The sequence below is a fragment of the Streptomyces sp. NPDC046862 genome, assembly GCF_040704615.1.
Classification (GTDB): Bacteria; Actinomycetota; Actinomycetes; order Streptomycetales; family Streptomycetaceae; genus Streptomyces.
In genome coordinates this window covers 1-22,235 of sequence record NZ_JBEYXP010000092.1, presented here as the reverse complement: position 1 = coordinate 22,235, position 22,235 = coordinate 1, and the positions used below count along the sequence as shown (strand labels likewise).

Here is a 22,235-nt window from a genome sequence, read left to right as displayed (position 1 = left end):
CGGCCGTTATCGGAACACCGAGGGCGGCGGTGCCGGTGACGCCACCGCCGCCGCGTCCGTCACCGGAGCCGCCCCGCCCGTGAAGTCGGTGAGGGTCCTGCCGTGTTCGACGCGCGCCGGGTGTGGGTCGGAGGCGGCGAGCCGGGTGAGTTCGGCGACGGGGAGCGGCCGGTCGGAGCCGACGAGGACGGCGTTGCCGAACCGCTTTCCCCGCAGTACGGCCGCGTCGGCGACCAGTGCCAGCTCGGGGAAGACGGCCGCGGCGGTGGCGATCTGGCCGCGCAGGTGGGCGAGCGGCGGGCCGTCGGCGAGGTTGGCGGCGTACCAGCCGCCGGGTTTGAGGGCCCTGCGGACGTCGGCGAGGAACTCCGTGGACGTCAGGTGCGCCGGAGTCCGTGCTCCGCTGAACACGTCGGTGATGACCAGGTCCGCCCACCCGTCGGGCACCTTGGCGAGCCCGTCGCGGGCGTCGACGGACCGCACCCGGATCCGGGCGCCCGGGTCCAGTGGCAGTTCACGGCGGACGAGTTGGACGAGCGCCGCGTCACGTTCGACGACCTGCTGGGTGGAGCGCGGGCGTGTGGCGGCGACGTACCGGGCGAGGGTCAGGGCGCCGCCACCCAGGTGCACGGCGTGCACGGGCCGGCCGGGCGGGACGGCGAGGTCGATGACGTGGCCGAGGCGGCGCTGGTACTCGAAGGAAAGGTACGCCGGGTCGTCGAGGTCGACGTGCGACTGCGGGGCGCCGTCGATCAGCAGGGTCCAGGCGCGCGCCCGGTCCCGGTCGGGTATCAGCTCTGCGAGCCCGCCGTCCACCGTCTCGACGACGGCCTCGATGGCCGCCTGCTCGCGCCGTGCTTTCCGTGACCTGCCCACCCCGCCATTATCGGGGTCTTCGGAAGGGGCGGCTCAGTGCCGGGGGGGGCAGAGGGTGGCTCGGCGCCCGGGCGCTATCGGCAGTTGTCCGCCGCCTCGATCAGCCGGGCCGCCTCGCCGAGGGCCGCGCGCAGGACCGCCGGGTCGGTCGCGAGGTCGGCCTCGTCGGGCGGCAGCAGCCAGTCGGAGCCCTCCTCGGGGGCGAGGACCGCGCCCTGGCCGTCGGACTGGGTGCAGGTGCTGCCGGGCACGTCCCAGGCGTCGGCGGTGCCGGGCGGGACGAGGAAGCCGAGGGTGTCGCAGCCGTCGTCGTGGAGCACCGGACCCACCGCCGGCGGGACGGGGCCGCTGGCGTCGACGGCGCCGCGGCGGAGGATGTCGACCGCTTCCAGCCCCTGCCGGGCAGGGACGGTCACGAGGTCGCAGGGTTCGATGCGCGACATCCCGGCCTCCACCACTTAAGCCCCTCCTCCAGCGCGCGGGGACTCGGGAGTTCGAGCGGTTCCCGGTCCGTGTTGTCCAACGCGCCGGATCGTCAAGGGCTACGGCGGAAGTGCGCCGCAAAGGATGGCAGTTCATGGCGGATCCGGTATGAGATATCCGGTTTGTAGCCAAACCTCGCGTGGCGACACCCGCCGTGCTAGTACGTTCGTGCCCCGCCGGGCGCAGGGAACCAACCGTGAACCACACGGACAACTCCCGCGAATCCGGCACGGTCCGACGGTTCGCAAGAGAGGGCCCGCCCATGGCGTCGTCATCGGTGACCTCGTCCCAGCCCCCGCGGCCACCGCGGCCGAACCTCGCCTTCCGGAAGCTGCGCGGGCAGCGTTCACCGGGCGAGTTCGCGGCCGCGGTGCGGCGGGCCGCGCGTGAGATCGGCGAGCGAGTGAGCTGTGACGCGCGGTACGTCGGGCGGGTCGAGTCGGGGGAGATCCGCTGTCCCAACTACGCGTACGAGCGGGTGTTCCTGCATATGTTTCCCGGCCGGACACTGGCCGACCTGGGGTTCGCTCCCCGTTCCGCGGTACGCGGCCGGGGGGCGCGCGGCGCCGAGGAGGACTCCCCCGTGCGCCCCGAGAACCTGTCGTGCGCCCCGCATGAGACGGAGAGGGCGTGTGACCCGTATGACACGCAAGAAACAGACCAGAACCACGAGGAGAGCGACGTGCGGCGTCGCGCATTCATGACCGGCGGTACCGCCACTGTGGCGACCGTCTCACTGGGTCCCCTGACGCTCGGCGGAGCAGCCGCCGCGGCGGGGCGGCCCGCGCACCGGGTCGGGACGTCCGAGGCGGGGGCGCTCGAGGACGCCGTACGCAGGATCCGGCTGCTCGACGACCGGCACGGGGCGGACGGGCTGTACCGGAGGGCGGCGGCACCGCTGAGGACGGCGTACGCGCTGCTCGACGCGGGGGCGGCCCGGCAGGCCACGACGGACCGGCTGTACGCGGGGGCCGGGGAACTCGCCATCTCCGTGGGGTGGCTCGCGCACGACTCGGGCCGCTTCGACGACGCGCGCTCGCACTACGCGGAGGCCCTCGCGACCGCCCGGATGTCGGAGGACCCGGGCCTGGAGGCGCACGCGTTCTGCAACACGGCGTTCCTCGCGCGCGACGCGGGCCGTCCGCGTGAGGCGGTGCGCGCGGCGCAGGCCGCGCAGCGGGTGGCCCGGCCGCTGGGCTCGCCACGGCTGATGTCGCTGCTCGCGCTCAGGGAGGCGGGGGGCTGGGCCGGTCTTGCCGACCGCACCGGGTGCGAGCAGGCGCTGGCCCGTGCGCATGCCTTGTACGGGCGGGGCCCGTCGGACGCCGACCCCGATTGGATGACCTTCTACGGAGAGGCCGAACTGGAGGGCCTGGAGGCGCAGTGCTGGTCCACGCTGGGTGACTGGCCGCGCGCGGCCCGGCACGCGCGGCGCGCCGCCCGCCTCCAGGACCCGCACTTCACGCGCAACATCGCCCTCTACACGGCCGAGCTCGCCGACGACCTCGCGCGCGGGGGGCGTCCCGACGAGGCGGCCGCGGCAGGGATGGAGGTCCTCGACCTCCTCGACGAGGTCCAGTCCTCCCGCATCCAGACGATGCTGGCGGGCACGGCCAGGGTGCTGCTGCCGCACCGGCGCGCGTCCGGAGTGTCGGAGTTCCTGGAGCGGCACGCGGCGCTGCCGCGCACGATCTGAGGGAGCCGCTCCCCGTCCAAGGGTTCCAGGGCTACGTCCAAGGGTTCCAGAACTACGCGGGCAGGTGTCCCGTGTCGTTCCACGACTCGATCGCCGGTTCCCCGTAGGCCCAGCCCAGCACCGACAGCGAGGTCGGGTTCAGGCGGATACGGGCCGCGAAGCCGATGTCCTGGCCCAGCCAGCGGGCGGCTATGGAGCGCAGGATGTGGCCGTGCGCGAAGAGGAGGACGTCACGGCCGCCGCGCTCGGCGGAGCGGGCCCAGGTGACCACCTCGTCCGCGCGCGCGGAGATGCGTTCCAGGGTCTCGCCGTCGGGGACGCCGTCGCGCCACAGGAGCCAGCCGGGGCGCATGACCTGGATCTCGGCCGGGGTCAGGCCCTCGTACGCGCCGTAGTCGCATTCCATGAGCGTGTCCCAGGCGGTGGCCCGGTCGCCGAAGCCGGCGAGTTCGCAGGTCTCCCGCGCGCGGGAGAGGGGGCTCGTGCGGACCTCGGCGTCGGGGAGGCCGTCCAGGGGCTGACGGTTCAGGCGCTCGCCCAGTAGTTTGGCGCCGCGCCGGCCCTCGTCGAGCAGGGGCACGTCCGTCCTGCCGGTGTGCCGCCCGGCCAGTGACCATTCGGTCTGGCCGTGCCGGGCCAGCAGGATGCGCGGTGCCATGAGGAGGTGGCCTTTCCAGGAGCCGAGCGGCCCCGGGGACGTACGGCCGTGTCGTTCCCGGACCCGCTGGGAGAAATCAGAGGCGAATCGTTCCATCATCGCGCACGCTTGCACCGGGCAACCCCTCGGGCGATCTCTGCGTCTTCGACAACCGAGGCGCCTCAGTGGTCGCCGAGGATGCATGAGGTGCCCGTAGGGGGCACTCGTATACACCGTAAAATCGGGCGGGCCACCAGAAGCAGTGGCCAGGGGCCACACATTGCAGATGGGGGAGGGCGATCGGATGCCGCAGTCCGATATATCGCGTACCGAGGGGGCAGCGCAGGTCCGGCTCCGCTGGTGGACCGAACTGCCGCTGCTCGTGCTCGTGTACGCGCTGTACTCGGCGGGCCGGCTCCTCGCCCGAGGCGACGTCTCCACCGCCGTCGACCACGGCCTGGCCATCCTGCGCGTCGAGAAGGCCCTGTGGCTCAACGCCGAGCACCCGCTGAACCGTCTCTTCACCCGCGAACCCTGGCTCGGCGTACCCGCCGACTTCTGGTACGCGTCCCTGCACTACCTGGTCACACCCGCGATCCTCATATGGCTCTTCAGGTCCCGCAGCCACCTCTACCGCCGCGCCCGCACCTGGCTGATGACGTCCACCCTCATAGGCCTGGTCGGCTTCACCCTCCTGCCGACCTGCCCGCCGCGCCTCCTGTCGCCCGAGCACGGTTTCGTGGACACGATGGCGTACTACAGCTCGTACGGCTGGTGGGGCGGCGAGGCGAGCGCGCCGCGCGGACTGGGCGGCATGACGAACCAGTACGCGGCGATGCCGAGCCTGCACGTCGGCTGGGCCCTGTGGTGCGGCGTGCTGCTCTGGCGCTACGGCGGCACGCGCGCGACCAGGGTCGCGGCCGTCGCCTACCCGCTGATCACCACGATCGTCGTGATGGGCACCGCCAACCACTACTTCCTCGACGCGGTGGCGGGCGCCGCCGTGATGGGAGTCGGCCTGCTGCTGACGCCGCTGGTGTTGCGGGTCTCGGACCGGCTGTGGGCAGGGCTCCGGGAGCGGTTCGAGGGGACGTACGGCGAAGCCCTCGCGAGGCGGCTCGCCGCTCGGTCCACTCCCGTCACGGACGCGTCTCGCGGCACACGTGCCCCGATTGTCAGTGGCGGATGCCAGACTTCCACGGGTGAGCGAATTCCACGGCAGCGCACCGCAGGAGCCGAGCCGGGTGCCGCCCCCACGGACGCGGGGGACGGCGCTCCGGCACCGGCTCGCTGAGCTGCGCGGACCCGAGGTCCCGCCCAAGGCGCTGGACGCCCGTGCCCTCGCGGCCCTCGCCGCCAACCCGGGCTGCAGACGACGCGCGCTCCTCGACGGGGCGGGTGTGAACAAGACGGCGCTGGCGAGCGCGCTCGGCTCCCCCTCCGCCTTCGGTATGTCGCAGTTCGCCTTCATGCGGGGCAACGCGTTCGAGGCGCGGGTCAAGGCGGACGGCGGCGCGGAGCTGCTGCGGCTGGTGCACGAGAGGCTGGACCCGTCCGCCGAGCCGCCGGACGGCGCGGCCGTTCCCGACCTCACCGCGATCGGCCCCGAGGGGCGCGCCGCCCGTACGGCACTGGCGCTGCGCGAGGCCTCCGGATCCGGTGGCTGGGCGCTCCTCGACCACCCCATGATCGCGCTCGACGTGGCCGGCTCCCCCGCGTTCCTGGAGCCGGACGCCGTGGTGGTGCACCCGGACGGGACGTGGACGGTCGTCGAGATCAAGTCCTTCCCGATGCTGGACGGTTCCGCCGACCCGGCGAAGGTGGGCGCCGCGGCCCGGCAGTCGGCGGTGTACGTGCTGGCGCTGGAGGAGGTGGCGAGTCGTCTCGATCCCGCGCCTGAAGTGCGCCACCGGGTGCTGCTGGTGTGCCCCAAGGACTTCACCAACCTGGCGACGGCCGCCGCGGTGGACGTCCGCAAGCAACGCGCCGTCACGCGCAGGCAGTTGGCCCGCCTCACCCGCATCGAGGAGATCGCGGACACTCTTCCCGAAGGTGCCTGCTTCGCCCCTGACCTGCCCCGGGAGCAGCTGACAGAGGCCGTGGAGTCGCTCCCCGCGGCGTACGCCCCCGAGTGCCTCGCCGCCTGCGAGCTGGCCTTCCACTGCCGGACCCGCTCGCGCGAGGAGGGCGCGGTGACGTCGCTGGGCCGGTCGCTCCGGGCCGAGCTGGGCGGCCTGACGTCGGTGGACGACGTCCTGGCGGCGGCCCACGGCACGGCGGGCGACCCCGAGGACCCCGCGGTGGCGGCCCTGCGCAGGGCCGCGGAGCTGCGGGCGGAGGCGCTGGGCGCCGCCCTCGCGCGCCAGGAGGGCACCCGCCAGGAGGGCACCCCATGTCCCTGATGGCGACCCTGTCCCGACTGGAAGCCGTCCGCAGCGGCCGCGCCCAGCCCGCCGCCACCGTCCGGCACCGGCACCTGTCCGAGCGGCCGCTCGTCTTCGTGCCGCTCATCACCGCCGGTGAGGCCGGCGCCCCGCTCGGCGCGCTCGTCGGCACGGACCGGGACGCGCCCCGGCTGCTCGTGGTGCCGCAGCCCCGGGACCGGGACCTGCGGTTCGCGTTCCTCGCCGAGCTCGCGGACATCGTCCTGCCGTACGTGGACTCCTACGCCGACGTCGTGGAGGCGGCCGAGCGCAGCGAGACCGACCCGGAGACCGGCAAGCGCGTCAAGGTCGAGGTCGACCTGTGCGCGGACGCCCCGCAGCTGATCGTGCCGAGCCGCCCCGGCATCGACTTCGTACGGCTGCTCGGCCGCTCCATGCGGTTCCGGCGCACCGCCGAGCAGGAGCCGGAGGCTCCGCATCCGGCACCGCCCCGGGTGCCGCTGCTCGGGCGCTGGTTCACGCACTTCGGCGAGCGGGCGCGCGTACCCGGCTCCTCGCTGCTCCTCGCCGTCACCGACCTGCTGACCCGGCACTGGGCCACCGGGCAGTCGAGCCTGGAGGACCAGCACCTCGGGGCGCTGCTCGCCTGGATCGACCCGCCGGACGGCGCGGCGGGCGACGAGGCGGCGCGGCGGGCCGAGCTCGCGCGGGACGCCGACGGCCAGTTGCTGTGCCCGCCGGCCGGTCCCGCCACCGACCCGGCGTTCGACAACAAGCTGCTGGCCCCGGCCATCGAGGCTTACGACCGCGCGCGGGCCGCGCTCGCCGCCGCCGAGGACGGACTGGAGGCGGACGACCGGCTCGGCGACCTCACCGCGGCCGAGCAGGAGATCCGTGCATTGGTCGAGAGCCGCACCCGTCCCACCTGGGACGCGGTGTGGCACGGCCTGGACCTGCTGCGGACGCTGCCCGAGGGCGCCCATGCCGCCGACCGGTGGACCCGCGACCGCTGGTCGTTCACCGGCCACCGGGACCGGGTCGTCGCCGGCGAGCCCCCGCAGCCGCGCCGCGACGACGCGGTCACGGCGGCGAACAAGCTGGCCACGCGTGAGCGCGAGCAGGCCCGTCTCGACGCCCAGGAAGCCCTCGACGACCCGCTCGTCATGGCCGGCCGCCGTCTCGCCGGGGAGGCCTTCGCGGGCGAGGTCACGGACGTGGTGATGGCGTACAGCGAGGGCAAGCGGCCCAGCCCCCGCCCCCTCGTCACGGTCCGCACGGACGACCGGCCGCACCTCGGGGAGCGCACGAAGGTGTACCGCTCGCTCGGCGGCAAGCCGCAGGCCGCCGAGTTCGTCGGGTACGACGGGCCGGAGGGCGGCGACCTGCTCGTCCTGCGGATCGTCGACAAGATGGGCCGCGGCAAGGAGCCGGAGGAGGGCTCGGTGCCGGAGAAGGGCGACCGCGTCTGCTTCACGCTCTTCGAGCACGACCAGCGGGGCGGCGCCAAGCTGCCCGACCCGGAGGAGACCCCGTGGACCCACGGCGGCCCGCCGGGCGAGCCCGACGCCGTGCCGCTGCCCGAGCAGCCGGATGCGCCGACCGAAGAGGACCTGTTGTGACCGAGACGGAGACGGAGACCGAGACCTCGACCGTCGGCTCGGTGTTCGACCCCGGCGCCGCGGCGGGCCGGGCCACCGACGCGATCCTGCGCGACACCCTGCACGGCACGCACCGCGGAGTCGTCGTCGACTCGCCGCCCGGCGCCGGGAAGTCGACCCTGGTCGTGCGCGCCGCGCTCGAACTCGCCTCCGCCGGACGCCCGCTGACGATCATCGCGCAGACGAACGCCCAGGTCGACGACCTGGTGCTGCGGCTGGCGGAGAAGGACGCCGAGCTGCCGGTCGGCCGGCTGCACAGCAGCGACACCGACCCGTACGACAAGGCGCTCGACGACCTGCCGAACGTCCGCAAGTCGGCCAAGGCGGCCGACCTCGCGGGCCTCGACGTCGTGATCTCGACGGCCGCCAAGTGGGCCCACGTCAAGGGCGTCGAGCCGTGGGGGCACGCGATCGTCGACGAGGCCTACCAGATGCGGTCCGACGCGCTGCTGGCCGTCGCGGGGCTGTTCGAGCGGGCGCTGTTCGTGGGCGACCCGGGGCAACTGGACCCGTTCGCGATCGTGGGCAGCGAGCAGTGGGCGGGGCTGTCGTACGACCCGTCGGCCTCGGCGGTCACGACCCTGCTGGCCCACAACCCGGAGCTCCCGCAGCACCGTCTGCCGGTGTCGTGGCGGCTGCCGGCGTCGGCCGCGCCCCTCGTCTCCGCCGCCTTCTACCCGTTCACGCCCTTCCGCAGCGGCACGGACCACGGCGACCGGGGGCTCACCTTCGCCGTCGCGTCGGACGGCTCGGGTCCGGACCGGGTCATCGACGAGGCGGCGGAGTCGGGCTGGGGCCTGCTGGAGCTCCCCGCGCGCCACACGCCCCGCACCGACCCGGAGGCGGTGCGGGCGGTCGCGCGGGTCGTCCGGCGGCTGCTGGACCGGGGTGGCGCGGCGACCTCCGAGCGATCGGACGAGTCCGTGCCGCTGACCTCCGACCGGATCGCCGTCGGCACCGCGCACCGGGACCAGGCCGCGTCGGTCCGGTCCGCGCTGACCGCCCTCGGGGTCACCGACGTGGTCGTCGACACGGCGAACCGACTGCAGGGCCGCGAGTACGACGTGACGGTGGTCCTGCACCCGCTGTCCGGCCGCCCGGACGCGACCGCGTTCCACCTGGAGACGGGGCGCCTGTGCGTGCTGGCCTCCCGGCACCGGCACGCGTGCATCGTGGTCTGCCGGGAGGGGGTCCCGGAGCTCCTGGACGACCACCCGTCGACGGAGCCGGTCCAGCTCGGGGTCACGGTGAAGTTCCCGGACGGGTGGGAAGCGAACCACGCGGTGTTGTCGCACCTCGCGGAGCACCGCGTGTCCTGGCGGCCCTGAGATCCGTGGCCCGGGCCGAACCGAGCCGCCGGGCCACGGGTTCGACGCCCCCTTGCGCGGGCGGGAGACAATGGACGGTGGCCCGTTACCGATGGCGGGCCACCGGACGCGTACGAGGAGGAGAAGACATGGCGGAGCCCACGCCGCGTCGGAACGAACCGCGGCTACGCCCCGCGCCCCTGCTCTTCGAGCCCGCGGAGGCGGCCTCCGACCCGGAGCACTTCTTCGACCTGGAGTCGATGGACGACCCGCGGGCGCTGCTGGCCCGTGCGACGGAGCTGACGCACGCGTTCCGCGCGGCGGCGGACCGGGCGGTGGAGTTCCAGGCGATCGCCGCGGCCCAGCTCGCCGATCCGCGCCGCTTCGACCGGCTGACCGCGGCGGACATCGCCGAGCGGGCCGAGTGGACCGAGGACTACGCGAAGAAGATGGTCGAGTTCGGCCGGGACCTGATGCGGGGGCGGGACGGGCAGGGCCCCGAGGCGTTGTGAGTGCTGTGAGCGCGGTGAGTGCGCTGAGCGCTGCGAGTAGGCCATGACGTACGGCTACGACGCTGGCATATGCCGGGCGGGAAGATACCCCACTCGCGTATCGCCTGTCCCGTTTTCCGGCAACCCACCGGAATCGGATGCTCACCGCCGGTAGATCTGTACGGCATGAGCAAGCACACTCATCCGCAGAATCGTTCGGTGAGCGCGCGGCCCCAGGACGACGTCGAGGCTCCGGACGGCACCGTCTCGACCGTCTCGGACGTCACCTCGGAGGGGGCGGCCTGGCTTGCCTCGGCAGGAACGTATCCGCGCAGCACGCTCACGCTGTGGGAGGAACGGCCCACCGCGCCGGTCGTGCTCCCCTGCGGCACGGTCTTCGACGTCGTCAGCGTGCCCACGCTCTTCGGGCGGCGGATGCTGGACCGGATGTGGGACGAGGGCCCGGGCTCGGGACCCGTGGCCGTGTACCGGGGTCGCACCCTCCTGTTCACCTCGCCCGGCACCGCCCAGCGGCTGCCCTCGCTCATGGCGTGGGAGGAGTGGGGCTCACCCGGCAGGACGGGGGCCGTGCCGCCGCTGCTGTGCCACGGCACCGGTGACGCGGTGACCGTCCCGGCGCTGCGGCCCGCGCCCGAGAGCAGCGCCGCCTCCGACCGGCTCGCGAGCCGCTGGCTCGTCGCGCCCAGCACCCGCACACCCTGGCTTCCCGGGCCCGATGTCCTGCTGTGGGCGGCCGTCCGCGCGGCCCGCTCAGGGGTCTCCGCGGCCGTTCGGATATCGATTTTTCCTCCCGCCGATCAGGGTGCTAAGGTCTACGACGTCAGCAGGCGCCGCTAGCTCAGTTGGTTAGAGCAGCTGACTCTTAATCAGCGGGTCCGGGGTTCGAGTCCCTGGCGGCGCACGATGGCGATGGCGAGGCGTGTTCGCGGAAAGCGCGAACCGTCTCGCCATCGTTGTTTTTGCGCGGCTTCGCCGCGCGTTGTGGGGGCTTCGCCACCCACACCCCCCTCTGTCGGGGGCGGGGTGACTGTGGGGTGAGAGGTGAGCCGGGGGTTCGCATCCCGGGGCTCCGCCCGGACCCCGCTCCTCAAACGCCGGAGGGGCTGGGATGGTGCGGGGCGGCGCTGAATCTTCCCGGCCGGGGCTTGGATCTTCAGCCCGTCCGGCGTTTGAGGACGAGGCCCTTCAGGCCGACAGCGGGGGTCCGGGGGGCGCAGCCCCCAGTGATGGGACGGGTAGGGGCGACGGGGCGAAAACCCACTGGTCCGATCCTCGCGCCGATCCGGAGCTGCGGTGACGGACGAGGCGCCAGGCGAGCCTCCTCGCCACCGGCACCCCGGGGCTCATCCCAAGACCGTGATCCTGACCGTCCAGGCGCCCGAAGGAGTGCGGTCCTCCACCTCGACCCGTACGTTGCCGCCCGGCACCGTGAAGCTCTCCCCCACTCCGACCGGTGCGTCCGCGAGCGGCGGGTAGACCGACTCGTCCCCGCAGGACTCGGTGTGGGGGTGGGCGTCGACGACCTCCATGGGGCCGCCGCCGGACTCGGCGGCGCTGCGGATGCGGTAGATGAGGATGCCCTGGCGGCAGACGGAGTCGTCGTTGCCCACCGGGCCGCGCGCCTCGAAGGCGAGCGCGCTCTCCCATCCGGTCCGGACGACCGCCAGCTTCGTACCGCGCCCGCTCCCGAAGGGCACCGGGGCCTCGGCCTCGAAGACCTCGTCCCCGGCCCAGAGCTCCCGCGCCGCCAGGGCCTGCCCATCCGCCCCATCCGCCCCATCCGCCGGGACGGCCTGGGTGCCGGCCGTCACCGTCCGGTCCCGCACCGGCCCCGCCGAGAGCGGCTCCAGCGTCAGGCGGGTCGTCCCCGAACCCCGTACGCACGCCACCTGGTGCGGTTCCAGCCAGCCGAGCTTCCACTTGTGCCAGGCGAAGAGGTCGGGGGCGAGGCCGAACTGGCTGCCCATGAGGTCCCAGTCGCCGACGTAGGTGTCCCAGTCGCCCTTGCCGTCGGTGGGGCGGTGGTAGAGGTCGGGCAGGTCGAAGACGTGGCCGGTCTCGTGGGCGAGGACCAGGCGGTCCGGGGGATGGTTCTCGAAGACGGTGACGACGCGACGGATCGACGTGCCGTCCGCCTTCAGCGGGGTGTCGAGATTGACGACCTTCGTCGCGTCCGAGTCCACGCCCGGCGCGTCCGGGTCGGCCACGAAGTACACGATGTCGTAGTCCGAGAAGTCGACCCGGCCGTCGGCCACGCTCATGGCGTCGCGCAGGTAGGCGGCACGGTGCTCGGCGTCCCAGTCCCGCTCTATCGCGTAGTCCGTGGAACGCCGCGGCATCTCGATCCAGTCGCTGCGCGGGTGCGGGCGCAGGGTGAACCTGCCGTACGAGGCGCGTTCGAAGAAGCTGCTGGTGGTCGGGAAGTGGTCGGCGGTCAGTTCGGCGGGCGTGATCCGCGGGGTGGCGTCCGGGAACGACAGGAAGACCAGCAGCGCGTCGAGGGGGCGGGTGGGACGCGGGTACGAGGCGTTCCAGGTGTCGACGCCCTCCGAGTGGTGGGCGCTCGTCCGCCTCAGCGCGCACGCCTCCGACAGGGGCACGGCGACCGAGGGCACGGCGATCAGGGAGGTCGCCGCGAGGGCGGTCAACGAGGTGAACACGGCCGCGGTACGGCGCAGGCTCGGCACCGGGCCGCGGATGAGCGCTCGCGGGCCGGGTGCTCCGGAGGGACGGCGGGTTCCGGCGCGTGCGCGCGCCCCGAGGGGCCCGTGGGCGAGTCCCTTCCTGGGGTGCGGGCGCGGCACATCGACCTCCGGATGCGAGCTTCGGGGACATCGCACCCAGATTGTGATAATTCGTAGTACTTTGCTCTGTCTGTCGCGGCCGGACGGGTGAGGGCGCCCAGGATCCGACACCCCGGAAGCTCACGGAACGTCACAACCGGTCAACCCCGGAACGAAGCCGTCCAGGGAGGGGCAGAAACGATCTGTCACAACCGCGGGGTGTTCCGCGACACTGGAGAGTGGCTGCATGGGCCTGAGGCCAGCCTCTATGATCGGCACACTTTCCTGCACCGACACGGCTTGAGCGGCCGTCCGCCCCGGTCCGCCGCTCCGACACGAAACATGAGATCCGTACGAAACGACGAGCGCACTGCGGGAGCGAACGGTGAGCGGAACGTCCGAAGGGCAGGCGCCCGCGGTGGATCTGGTCCAGCCGATCGTCACAGAGCGTGACGTTGATACAGCACGTCGTACCCTCACATCCCTCACGAACTCTCTGGCGTCACGTACGCCTCATGCGTTCCGCGCCGCCTTCGCCGCGGCGCCGCTCGCCATGGCGGTGGTGGACCGCAAGGGGCTGGTGGTCGTCGCCAACGACACGATGGGCTCGCTGCTGGGGGTCGCGGCGGACGGGCTGGCCGGGCGGGTCGCCGCCGATCTGGTGGACCTGACCTCGGACGCCCGCACCGCGCACGCGTACCGCGAGATGCTGCGCGGGCGCCAGGCCCGGCTGTGCTGCACACGCCGCGTCAGGCACCCCGACGGGAACTCCCTCTGGGTGCAGGTGACGGTGTCCCCGCTGCCCAGAGAGGCCGCGGTACAGGGTGAGCCGGCGGCGGGCGGCTCGGCGACAGTAGGGGCCGACTCCGATGAACTCGCCCATCGCCAGAGCGACTTCGGCCACTCCGCGCACCGGGTCGCGGACCCGGGCCGACCCGCGCATCACCCGGCCGACTCCGCCGACCCCGTGTTCAAACCGGCCAGTTCCGGCCTCCAGGCGGAGCCCGTCGTCCTGCTGTCCATCGCCGACATCAGTGCCCGGCGTGAACTCCAGGCGCGGCTGCGGCACTTGAGGATGCACGATCCCGTGACCCGGCTGCCCAACCGGACCCTCTTCTTCGAGCGGCTGACGGCGGCACTGGAGGTGGAGGCGTACGAGGAGAGCGGGACCGGCCGGATCGGGCTCTGCTATCTGGATCTGGACGGCTTCAAGGCCATCAACGACACGCTCGGCCACCGGGTCGGCGACCGGCTCCTGACGGCCGTCGCCGAGCGGCTGACGCGGTGCGCGCGGGAGGCGGGGTACGCCCGGGCGAACGAGCCCCTGGTCGCCCGGCTCGGCGGCGACGAGTTCGCGGTGCTGGTCGAGGACTCCACCGGCACCGACCAGCTGTCCGAGCTCGCGGAGTCCGTACTGAGGGCCGTGCAGGCGCCGTTCGACATCGCGGGCCGGCGGCTGTCCGTCTCCGCGTCGATCGGCGTGGTGGAGCGGCGTGCGGAGGGCACGACCGCGACCGGGCTGATGCAGGCCGCCGACACGACGCTGTACTGGGCGAAGGCGGACGGCAAGTCCCGCTGGACGCTCTTCGATCCCGAGCGCAACGCCCACCGCATGACCCGTCAGGCGCTGTCCTCCACGCTCCGGCCGGCCGTCGAGCGCGGTGAGTTCGCGTTGGAGTACCAGCCGTTGGTGGACATGGAGGGCGGCGAGGTGCGCGGGGTCGAGGCGCTGGTGCGCTGGAACCACCCGCAGTTCGGCACGCTGCCGCCGAATCGGTTCATCTCACTGGCCGAGGAGAACGGCTCCATCGTGCAGCTCGGGCGGTGGGTCCTGGCGACCGCGTGCCGACAGGCGCGGCGCTGGCAGCTCGACCACCCCGACCGGGCGCCGCTCTTCATCAGCGTGAACGTGGCCGTGCGCCAGGTCTGGGACTCCGACCTGGTCGCGGACGTGGCGGAGATCCTCGCCGAGACGGGCCTGCCCGCGCACCTCCTCCAGCTCGAACTCACCGAGTCGGCGGTCATGGGCTCGGCCGGCCGCCCGCTCCAGGCCCTCCAGGCGCTGAGCGACATGGGCGTGCGCATCGCCATCGACGACTTCGGCACCGGTTACTCCAACCTGGCGTACCTGAGCCGGCTGCCGGTCTCGGTACTGAAGCTGGACGGGGCGTTCGTACGCGGCTTCCAGTACGAGAACGGCGAGTACGAGGGCGGCGAGTACGAGAACCGGGAGTACGAGAACGGCGAGAACGGGGAAGGCGCCGACGCCCAGCCGAACCCCGCCGACGAGGTCATCGTCGAGGCACTCGTCCAACTCGCCCACCGGCTCGGGCTCACGGTCACCGCCGAGTGCGTGGAGACGTCCTCGCAGGCGTCGCGGCTGCGGCGCATCGGCTGTGACACCGGGCAGGGCTGGCTGTACTCGCGGCCCGTGTCGGCGGACCGTATCTCCGAACTGCTGACGACGGTGAGCTGCCCTCAGGCCTGAGGACACGTCTGCCGATCAGCTCGGCAGACGGTCACCTCGACTGACGATCAGCTCTGCAGACGATCAGCTCTGCAGACCGGAGAACATGCCTGGCTCGTACGAACCCCCGGGGTTGTGCACGATCACGTTCATCCGGGTGGCCGCGTTGATCAGGGCGACCAGGCAGACCAGGGTGCCGACCTGGTCGTCGTCGTAGTGCTTGCGCACCTCCGCCCAGGTCTCGTCGGACACTCCGTGGTCGCCGAGCCGGGTGCCCTCCTCGGCGAGGGCCAGCGCGGCCCGCTCGGCCTCGGTGAACACGGTGGTGTGGCGCCAGGCGGCGACCAGGTTGAGCCGCAGCGCGGTCTCACCGGCGGCCGCCGCCTCCTTGGTGTGGACGTCGACACAGAAACCGCAGCCGTTGAGCTGGCCGACCCGCAGTTCCACCAGCTCCTGCAGGGTCTTCGGCAGCGTCGACTGCTCCAGGACCGACGAGACGCTGAAGAACCGCTTGGCGATCTTCGCGGCGGTCGGGCTGTCGAACAGGTTGAAACGGGGTTCCATCGCGTGACCTCACTCGTGGAGTCGGGTGCCGACGCGGATCGTTCGCGCGGCGTCGTGACGGGCATTCAGATGCCGCCGCCCCGATCCCTGTGACAACCGGGTCGTGTGACGTGCGCCACCGGTCACGGATGTCACACAGCGGTGGGGACCGGCGTCTTGTGTGGGCCGGGTCGACACCGAACAGGCAGGAGCCAGCCATGGGCGAACGCAGCGCGCGCACAACGGGCACGACGGGCACCACGGACACCACGGACACCACGGAGCCGCAGACCCGAGGCGGCCGCATGGACTCCGCCACCGAGGGATTCGTCGCCCACCGCAACCTGCTGTTCACCATCGCCTACGAGATGCTCGGCTCGGCCGCCGACGCGGAGGACGTCCTGCAGGAGACCTGGATGCGATGGGCGGGCGTCGGCGTCGAGACCGTGCGGGATCAGCGCGCCTACCTGGTCCGGATCACCACCCGCCAGGCGCTGACCCGGTTGCGCACGCTCCGTCGGCGCAAGGAGTCCTACGTCGGCCCCTGGCTGCCCGAGCCGCTGCTCACCACGCCCGACGTGGCCGAGGACATCGAGCTGGCCGACAGCGTCTCGATGGCCATGCTGCTGGTGCTGGAGACGCTCACGCCGACCGAGCGGGCGGTGTTCGTGCTGCGCGAGGTCTTCGAGGTGGAGTACGACGAGATCGCGGAAGCCGTCGACAAGAGCCCGGCAGCGGTCCGCCAGATCGCGCACCGCGCACGGGCACACGTCGCGGCGCGCCGACCGCGCGAGGTCGTCTCCCCGGCCGAGACCAGGGAGGCGCTCCAGGCGTTCCAACGGGCCGTCGAGACGGGCGATCTGCGGGGCCTGCTCGACATCCTCGCGCCGGACGTCGTTCTCCTGGGTGACGGCGGCGGAGTCGTGCAGGCCGTGCGGGCCCCCGTCGTAGGGGCCGGCCCGGTGGCCCAACTGGTCGCCCGGCTGGGCAGGTTCGGCGCCTCGGCGTCACTGCGGCCGGCACAGGTCAACGGCTGTCCGGCGCTGATTCTCCGGCTCGACGGCGAGCTCGACACCGTCATGGCGGTGCGCGTCGACGACGGCCTCATCACCGGGCTCTACGCCGTACGCAATCCCGAGAAACTGTCCCGCGTCGAGCGGGCGACGACCCTGCGCCGCTAGAAGGCTGTTCGAGGGTCCCCCGCTCAGGCGCTGGGCAACCCGTAGGCGTCCGCGATCAGTTCGTAACTGCGCAGGCGCAGGTCCGGGCTGTGGGCGTGGGACGTGAGCATCAACTCGTCGGCGCCGGTCCGCTTCTGGAGGTCGTCGAGGCCGGAGCGGACCTCGTCCACGGTGCCGTGGACGACGTTGGCGTTCCAGCTCGTGATGAACTCCCGCTCCATCGGGCTGAACTCGTACGCCTCCGCCTCCTCCGGGGTGGGCACGAGGCCGGGGCGGCCGGTGCGCAGACGCACCATGTTCAGGGCGGCGGCCATGACCTGGCGGCGGGCTTCCTTCTCGTCGTCGGCGGCGAGGGCGGAGACGCCGATGAGGGCGTACGGCTCGTCGAGGGCGGCGGAGGGCCGGAAGTACTCGCGGTACAGGTCGAGGGCCGGGATCGTGTTCTGCGCGGAGAAGTGGTGCGCGAAGGCGAAGGGCAGGCCGAGGGTGCCGGCGAGGCGGGCGCTGAAGCCGGAGGAGCCGAGGAGCCAGACGGGCGGGCGGTGCGGGGACTGTACGCCGCCGGGGGACGTGCCCTGGACGGGGCCCGGCACCGCGTGGATACGGCGATAGGGGTGGCCGTCGGGGAAGTCGTCGTCCAGGAAGCGGGTGAGTTCCGCGAGTTGCTCGGGGAAGTCGTCGGCGCCTTCGTGGAGCCGGTCGGTGCGGCGGAGGGCTGCCGCGGTGGCGCCGTCCGTGCCCGGGGCGCGGCCGAGGCCGAGGTCGACGCGGCCGGGGGCCATCGCCTCAAGTGTGCCGAACTGCTCCGCTATGACCAGCGGGGCGTGGTTGGGGAGCATGACTCCGCCCGAGCCGAGGCGGATGCGGGTGGTGTGGGCGGCGAGGTGGGCGAGGATCACGGCGGGGGAGCTGGAGGCCACGCCCGGCATGGAGTGGTGTTCGGCGACCCAGAAGCGGTGGTAGCCGCGGGACTCCGCGAGGCGGGACAGTGCGACGCTGGTGTGGAGGGCGTCGGTGGCTGTGCGGCCCGCGCCGACGGTGACCAGGTCCAGGACGGAGAGGGGGACGGGGGCGGTGCCCTGCGCGGTACCTCGGATCTCGTCGCCCCGGGTCTCGTCGCCTTGGGTCTCGTCGCCTCGGGTCTCGTCTGCCGTCACGGTGGGTGCCTCCTGTGGTTGTGCCGCGCGTCGTGCGCTTCCCGCGCGGGGTAACAGGAGGGTGGCTCCGCTTATTCCCCTGGGCGGCTCGTGCCCGGGTTTTCCTCGCCCCCGCCGCCCCTGTCCGTCCCATCCCCGGGGCTCCGCCCCGGACCCCGCTCCTCAAACGCCGGAGGGGCTGGATTTCTCCGGCAGGTGCTGGTTTTCAGGGCGCGGGGAACGGCGCGACCAGCCACCGCCCACCCGCACCCAACCAACCCACCCCAGCTCCCCCCGGCACCCTCACACCTGCACGATCGGCTCCTTCGTGAAGAGTGTGCCGAGTGCAGGGGCGTTCACCCGGCGGCCGGCAAGGCGCAGGGCCTCCCAGACGGTGACCTGGTTGGCGGTGAGGACCGGCTTCGCCAGGGCGGTCTCCAGGGCCTGGATGTGCGATGCCGTATGGAGGGCCGTGTCAGGGAGGAGCACCACGTCCGCCTCGGGATGGTCGCCCGCGCGGGCCAGCGCCAGCACCTCGTCCTCACCCCACGTACCGACCTCCGCCGCCGTGATGATGCCGGAGGAGCGGGTCGAGACGACCTCCAGTCCCGCGTCCTTCAGGAAGGCCGCGAACAGCTCCGCCACGTCCTCCGGATACGTCGCGGCGACCGCCACCCGGCGGGCGTCGAGTTCCGGCACCGCGTGCGCGAAGGCGAAGGACGTCGAGGACGCGGGCATGCCCGCCGCCCGGGCCAGGTTGCGGACCTGTTCGTGGGCGCCCTCCCAGCCGTACACGAAGCTGCCCGAGGTGCACGCCCAGACGACGGCCTCGGCGCCGGACAGGCGCAGTTCCTCCACGCCTGCCGCCAGGCGCTGCGGCGAGCCCATCTCCCGCAGCGCGTCCTCACGGTGCGCGTCCTCGCCGATGTCCGTGTGGACCAGGGGAAGGCGGATGTCGCTGGCCAGGAGCTGCTCGATGCGCGGATAGTCGTCCTCCGCGGAGTGGCCCGGGTAGAGGAAACCGAGTGCGGTCATGTCCAGCCTTCCTGCTGCTCCTGCTGTTCTTCTTCCGGCAGTACGGGGCCCCGGCGTGCCGACTCGTCCAGCAGCTGCTGATAAGGCCCTACCGCTCGGGTACCCAGGTGGCGCAGTGCCGCCCACATCGTCACCTGGTTGGCCGAGATCACCGGCATGCGCAGTTCCGCTTCCAGTTGCGGGATGACGTCGTAGGTGGGGAGGTTCGTACAGCTGATGAACAGGGCGTCCGCGGGGACACGGACCGCCCTGCGGGCCATGTCGACCACGGCCCGGTACGGGACCTTCCAGATGTGCCTGGTCAGGCCCATGAAGGCGCGGCCGGTGACGGTGATGCCCGCCTCGGCCAGGTACTGCTCCAGCGCCAGGGTCACCGAGACGGTGTACGGGGTCACGAGCGCGAGCCGGCGTACGCCCAGCTCGCGCAGGGCCTCCAGGAGGGCGCCCGAGGTCGTGACCGAGGGCACCGCTCCCGCCCTCGTCATCGCCTCGCACATCGCCCGCTCGCCCGCGACACCGCCGACGAAACTGCCGGAGGTGCAGGCGTACGCGACGATCTCGGGCGCGATCGCGTTGATCGTCCGGACCGCGTCGCCGAGTGTCTCGTGCTCGCTGACCAGCCGCGCCAGGTCGAGGCTGACCTCGACGGGCACGAACGGGGTCCGTGTGAGATGCAGCGAGACGTCGTCGGGCGTCCATCGCCACAGCTCGCGATCGAGGGCGAAGTCGAAGGGGGCCACGACACCGACACCGCGCTGGGGACGCGGTCCGCCGAGAAAAGAGACGTCCATGGCAGGCACCCGCCTCACGAAGGGGGACGAAGGGTCAACGGTCCGTGTCCGTGACCGTGTTGACGAAGGTAGGTTCGGGTGCGAGCGTGGTCAATCCGCGCATCTCAGACGGCTTGATCCCCCACTTCACCACCCGTGAGCCCCTCCGGAAATCACCGCAAGACAGCCGGAAAACAGCCGGAAAACACCGGAAAGACAGTCGGCGAACCTCCTCCACGGAAGCGAACGCGCGTTGCGAAACGGTTTCCCCACGATGTCCGATAAAACCCTTCTCGTCCTGGACGCCGAGCCGCTGCCCCGCCTCGGCAGGCTCACCGGGCGGACCCGGATCCTGCACACGGACGCGTCCTCGCTGGCCGGGCACCTGCCGCATGCCGACGTCCTGCTGGTCTGGGACTTCACCTCGCGTGCCGTGCGCGACGCCTGGCCCGGCGAGGGCCCGAGGCCGGCTTGGGTGCACACGGCGAGCGCGGGCGTGGACCACCTCATGTGCCCGGAGCTCGCCGCCTCGGACACGGTGGTGACCAACGCGCGCGGCGTCTTCGACCAGCCGATCGCCGAGTACGTCGCCGCCCTGGTGCTGACGTGGGCGAAGGACCTGCCGCGCACCGCGGAACTCCAGCGCGCCCACGAGTGGCGGCACCGGGAGACGCGGCGGGTGGCGGGGACGCGAGCCGTCGTCGTCGGATCGGGGCCGATCGGTCAGGCCGTCGCGAGCACGCTCAAGGCCCTCGGGATCACGGCCGCCCTGGTCGGGCGTACCGCGCGCCCCGGCATCCACGGTCCCGAGGACCTGGACCGGCTGCTGTCCCGGGCCGACTGGGTGATCGCGGCCGCCCCCCTGACGGAGTCGACGCACGGCATGTTCGACGCCCGCCGCTTCGGCGTCATGCAACCCTCGGCGCGATTCGTCAATGTCGGACGTGGGCCGCTCGTGGTGGAGGACGCGCTGGTGGAGGCGCTGTCGAGGCAGTGGATCGCGGGCGCGGCGCTGGACGTCTTCGAGCGTGAGCCCCTGCCGCCGGACGACCCGCTGTGGGAGGTGCCGGGCCTGGTCGTCTCGCCCCACATGAGCGGGGACACGGTGGGCTGGCGGGACGCGCTGGGGGCGCAGTTCGTCGAGCTGTACGACCTCTGGGAGGCGGGGAAGCCGCTGCTGAACGTGGTCGACAAGCAGCGTGGGTACGTACCTGGACACTGAACTGCCGAGTTCCCCGGAGGGCGGGCGGATGACCGAGTTCACCGAACTGACCGCGGTACAACTCCTCGACGGCTACCGCAAGGGCGAATTCAGCCCCGTGGAAGTGGCCAGGACGACACTCGAACGGGCGAATTCCATCCAGCCCGCCGTGAACGCCTTCGTACGCGTGGATCCGGACGACGCGCTCACCCGCGCCCGCGCGTCGGAGGAACGCTGGCGGCGCGGTCAGCCCGCCGGGCTGCTGGACGGGGTGCCGGTGACGGTGAAGGACATCCTGCTGCAGCGCGGCGCACCCACGCTGAAGGGCTCCAGGGCGATCTCCCCGGACGGCCCGTGGGGCGAGGACGCGCCGTCCGTGGCCCGGCTGCGCGAGCACGGCGCGGTGTTCCTCGGCAAGACGACGACCCCGGAGTTCGGCTGGAAGGGCGTCACGGACTCACCGCTGTCCGGGGTGACGCGCAACCCGTACGACCTGTCGCGCACGGCGGGCGGTTCGAGCGGGGGCGCGGCGGCCGCCGTGGCGCTCGGGGCCGGGCCGCTGGCGCTCGGCACGGACGGCGGCGGCAGCGTGCGCATCCCGGCCTCCTTCTGCGGGACGTTCGGGCTGAAGCCGACGTACGGGCGCGTGCCGCTGTATCCCGCGAGCGCGTTCGGCACCCTCGCCCACGTGGGTCCGCTGGCGCGGGACGCCGCCGATGCCGCGCTGCTGATGGACGTGATCAGCGGGCCGGACGCGCGCGACTGGTCCGGGCTCGGGCCCGTGACGGGCTCCTTCACGGACGGGCTGCGGGGCGGGGTGCGCGGGGTGCGCGGGCTGCGGGTCGCGTACTCGCCCTCGCTCGGCGGGCAGGTGGCCGTACGGGCCGACGTCGGGGCGGTGGTGCGGCGGGCCGTGGAGGGGCTGGCCGGGCTGGGGGCGTACGTCTCGGAGACGGACCCTGATCTGACGGAGCCCGTGGACGCGTTCCACGTGCTGTGGTTCAGCGGGGCGGCGCGGGTCACCCAGCCGTTCGGGCCGCATCAGCGGGAGCTGCTGGATCCGGGGCTGCGGGAGATCTGCTCTCTCGGGGCGCGGTACAGCGCGCTGGACTATCTGGCGGCGGTGGACGTGCGGATGGAGCTGGGGCGGCGGATGGGGCGCTTCCACGAGTCGTACGACGTGCTGGTGACGCCGACGCTGCCGATCACCGCGTTCGAGGCGGGGGTGGAGGTGCCCAAGGGGTCGGGGCATCGGCGGTGGACCGGGTGGACTCCGTTCACGTACCCGTTCAACATGACGCAGCAGCCGGCGGCGTCCGTGCCCGTGGGGGTGGACGGGGACGGGTTGCCGGTGGGGTTGCAGGTGGTGGCCGCGCGGCATCGGGACGATCTTGTGTTGCGGGTGTCGCACGCGTTGTACGAGGCGGGGGTGGGTGGGGTGCGGCGGCCGTCGGTGTAGTTGCGGCGGGGGTGTTTACGCCCCCGCCGCCCCTACCCGTCCCATCCTGTCCCGGGGGGGGGGGGCCCCCCCCCCCCCCGGGGGGGGGGCCCCCCCCCCCCGGGGGG

At 72.8% G+C, this 22,235-nt stretch carries 19 protein-coding genes and 1 tRNA gene; 12 read left to right on the top strand and 8 right to left on the bottom strand.

The features are described from left to right. Nucleotides 1-6: 6 nt before the first annotated feature. Together AB0959_RS50770 and AB0959_RS50765 are read right to left on the bottom strand one after the other, a co-directional pair. Nucleotides 7-876 (bottom strand): fused MFS/spermidine synthase, encoded by an 870-nt coding sequence (locus AB0959_RS50770; protein ID WP_366833805.1) that lies wholly within the window; start codon nt 874-876, stop codon nt 7-9. 74 nt (nt 877-950) lie between these two features. Next, nucleotides 951-1,319, bottom strand: coding sequence for a hypothetical protein (locus AB0959_RS50765; protein WP_366833804.1), 369 nt, complete (start codon nt 1,317-1,319; stop codon nt 951-953). 302 nt (nt 1,320-1,621) lie between these two features. Here AB0959_RS50765 and AB0959_RS50760 point away from each other — a divergent pair, with 302 nt between their 5' ends. Further along, the gene (locus AB0959_RS50760; RefSeq protein ID WP_366833813.1) at nt 1,622-3,055 is read left to right on the top strand and encodes a hypothetical protein; all 1,434 of its coding nucleotides are present in this window, start codon (nt 1,622-1,624) and stop codon (nt 3,053-3,055) included. Nucleotides 3,056-3,107: 52 nt separating this feature from the next. Here AB0959_RS50760 and AB0959_RS50755 read toward each other — a convergent pair whose 3' ends face one another. Continuing rightward, a complete protein-coding gene (locus AB0959_RS50755) occupies nt 3,108-3,713 on the bottom strand; it encodes a histidine phosphatase family protein (protein ID WP_366833803.1) in 606 nt (201 codons plus the stop codon). Between the two features lie 283 nt (nt 3,714-3,996). Here AB0959_RS50755 and AB0959_RS50750 point away from each other — a divergent pair, with 283 nt between their 5' ends. The 7 genes from AB0959_RS50750 to AB0959_RS50720 all read left to right on the top strand — a co-directional run bounded on the left by AB0959_RS50750 (nt 3,997) and on the right by AB0959_RS50720 (nt 10,454). Beyond that, on the top strand, nt 3,997-4,986 hold the full coding sequence (locus tag AB0959_RS50750) for a phosphatase PAP2 family protein (RefSeq protein WP_366833802.1): 990 nt from the start codon (nt 3,997-3,999) through the stop codon (nt 4,984-4,986). Next, nucleotides 4,937-6,094, top strand: coding sequence for a hypothetical protein (locus AB0959_RS50745; protein WP_366833812.1), 1,158 nt, complete (start codon nt 4,937-4,939; stop codon nt 6,092-6,094). The genes AB0959_RS50750 and AB0959_RS50745 overlap by 50 nt, the downstream gene beginning before the upstream one ends. Then, a complete protein-coding gene (locus AB0959_RS50740) occupies nt 6,085-7,695 on the top strand; it encodes a hypothetical protein (protein ID WP_366833801.1) in 1,611 nt (536 codons plus the stop codon). Before AB0959_RS50745 ends, AB0959_RS50740 begins: the two co-directional genes overlap by 10 nt. After that, nucleotides 7,692-9,062 carry an AAA domain-containing protein gene (locus tag AB0959_RS50735; protein WP_366833800.1) on the top strand — a complete coding sequence of 457 codons (1,371 nt, stop codon included), beginning with the start codon at nt 7,692-7,694 and terminating at the stop codon, nt 9,060-9,062. Before AB0959_RS50740 ends, AB0959_RS50735 begins: the two co-directional genes overlap by 4 nt. Before the next feature lie 128 nt (nt 9,063-9,190). Next, nucleotides 9,191-9,553 (top strand): hypothetical protein, encoded by a 363-nt coding sequence (locus AB0959_RS50730; protein ID WP_366833799.1) that lies wholly within the window; start codon nt 9,191-9,193, stop codon nt 9,551-9,553. A 198-nt stretch (nt 9,554-9,751) separates the two neighbouring features. Next, nucleotides 9,752-10,390, top strand: a complete 639-nt coding sequence (locus AB0959_RS50725; protein ID WP_366833798.1) for a bifunctional DNA primase/polymerase — start codon at nt 9,752-9,754, stop codon at nt 10,388-10,390. Continuing rightward, a tRNA-Lys gene (locus AB0959_RS50720) sits at nt 10,381-10,454 on the top strand. The genes AB0959_RS50725 and AB0959_RS50720 overlap by 10 nt, the downstream gene beginning before the upstream one ends. Nucleotides 10,455-10,896: 442 nt before the next feature. On the opposite strand, the gene AB0959_RS50715 is transcribed toward AB0959_RS50720, so the two are convergent. Then, complete coding sequence (locus AB0959_RS50715; RefSeq protein ID WP_366833797.1) at nt 10,897-12,240, bottom strand: M6 family metalloprotease domain-containing protein; 1,344 nt, start codon at nt 12,238-12,240, stop codon at nt 10,897-10,899. A gap of 481 nt (nt 12,241-12,721) precedes the next feature. Here AB0959_RS50715 and AB0959_RS50710 point away from each other — a divergent pair, with 481 nt between their 5' ends. Next, entirely contained in the window at nt 12,722-14,824 is a 2,103-nt protein-coding gene (locus tag AB0959_RS50710; RefSeq protein ID WP_366833796.1) for an EAL domain-containing protein, read from the top strand. A gap of 63 nt (nt 14,825-14,887) precedes the next feature. Here AB0959_RS50710 and AB0959_RS50705 read toward each other — a convergent pair whose 3' ends face one another. Beyond that, nucleotides 14,888-15,367 carry a carboxymuconolactone decarboxylase family protein gene (locus AB0959_RS50705; protein ID WP_366833795.1) on the bottom strand — a complete coding sequence of 160 codons (480 nt, stop codon included), beginning with the start codon at nt 15,365-15,367 and terminating at the stop codon, nt 14,888-14,890. Nucleotides 15,368-15,651: 284 nt separating this feature from the next. Here AB0959_RS50705 and AB0959_RS50700 point away from each other — a divergent pair, with 284 nt between their 5' ends. Beyond that, on the top strand, nt 15,652-16,527 hold the full coding sequence (locus AB0959_RS50700; RefSeq protein ID WP_366833811.1) for an RNA polymerase sigma-70 factor: 876 nt from the start codon (nt 15,652-15,654) through the stop codon (nt 16,525-16,527). 23 nt (nt 16,528-16,550) lie between these two features. Here AB0959_RS50700 and AB0959_RS50695 read toward each other — a convergent pair whose 3' ends face one another. From AB0959_RS50695 to AB0959_RS50685, 3 genes are all read right to left on the bottom strand, one after another. After that, complete coding sequence (locus AB0959_RS50695) at nt 16,551-17,684, bottom strand: LLM class flavin-dependent oxidoreductase (RefSeq protein ID WP_366833794.1); 1,134 nt, start codon at nt 17,682-17,684, stop codon at nt 16,551-16,553. Nucleotides 17,685-17,966: 282 nt separating this feature from the next. Then, nucleotides 17,967-18,698, bottom strand: a complete 732-nt coding sequence (locus AB0959_RS50690; RefSeq protein ID WP_366833793.1) for a decarboxylase — start codon at nt 18,696-18,698, stop codon at nt 17,967-17,969. Next, a complete protein-coding gene (locus tag AB0959_RS50685) occupies nt 18,695-19,489 on the bottom strand; it encodes a decarboxylase (RefSeq protein ID WP_366833791.1) in 795 nt (264 codons plus the stop codon). Before AB0959_RS50685 ends, AB0959_RS50690 begins: the two co-directional genes overlap by 4 nt. A 253-nt stretch (nt 19,490-19,742) precedes the next feature. Here AB0959_RS50685 and AB0959_RS50680 point away from each other — a divergent pair, with 253 nt between their 5' ends. Beyond that, nucleotides 19,743-20,690, top strand: coding sequence for a D-2-hydroxyacid dehydrogenase (locus tag AB0959_RS50680; RefSeq protein WP_366833790.1), 948 nt, complete (start codon nt 19,743-19,745; stop codon nt 20,688-20,690). 28 nt (nt 20,691-20,718) lie between these two features. Next, on the top strand, nt 20,719-22,128 hold the full coding sequence (locus AB0959_RS50675) for an amidase (protein WP_366833789.1): 1,410 nt from the start codon (nt 20,719-20,721) through the stop codon (nt 22,126-22,128). The last annotated feature ends 107 nt before the right edge of the window (nt 22,129-22,235 follow it).